The 653-nt window shown below is 63.6% G+C and carries 1 protein-coding gene and 1 pseudogene; both read left to right on the top strand.

Translation table 11 applies throughout. The features are described from left to right. Positions 1-250, top strand: a pseudogene (locus tag HY30_RS18190) (acetyl-CoA C-acetyltransferase); the annotation flags it as partial. A gap of 221 nt (positions 251-471) precedes the next feature. Beyond that, positions 472-653: hypothetical protein (locus tag HY30_RS18185; protein WP_034744459.1), on the top strand; the 182-nt coding region annotated here is incomplete at its 3' end.

Here is a 653-nt window from a genome sequence, read left to right as displayed (position 1 = left end):
TGATCTCTACGAGGTCAACGAAGCCTTCGCATCCATCCCGATGGCCTGGGCCAAGCACACGGGCGCAGACCCGGACAAGCTCAACGTCAATGGCGGCGCCATCGCCCTCGGCCACCCGCTCGGCGCCACCGGCACCAAGCTGATGACCACGCTCATCTACGGCCTCAAGGCCCGGAACAAGCGCTGGGGCCTGCAAACCATGTGCGAAGGCGGCGGCGTCGCCAACGTCACGATCATCGAGATGGCCTGACAAGACTTCTCCCCTCTCCCTTGGGAGAGGGGCCGGGGGTGAGGGGACACCCCACTTCCCACCCGGAACCTTCGTTGCAGCGACGCCTGTTCAGAGGCGTCGCTGCAACCATTTCGAAGGGCTGCAACACCGCGCCCCCTCACCCTCACTCCCTCTCCCCAAGGAGAGGGAAGCGTCACGTCTTATCCAACCCCAATCCACGCCGGCGTATACTACGTCGGATGCCGGACTTCAGCCTCTTCCGCCCCATGCAGGGCCTGCCCTGGTACCTCGTACCGATCTGGCCGCTGATCTTCCTGCGCATCCAGCGTTTACGTGCCTGGTTCAAGGCGAATGGTGGCCCCGGCTCACAAATGCTCTGGGGTCTCAGCAAGACCGGTCGGGTTATCCTCATTCGTGCATC

It is taken from the genome of Hyphomonas chukchiensis (assembly GCF_000682695.1).
In the GTDB taxonomy this organism is placed as follows: Bacteria; Pseudomonadota; Alphaproteobacteria; order Caulobacterales; family Hyphomonadaceae; genus Hyphomonas; species Hyphomonas chukchiensis.
This window is presented reverse-complemented; position numbering and strand designations above follow the sequence as displayed.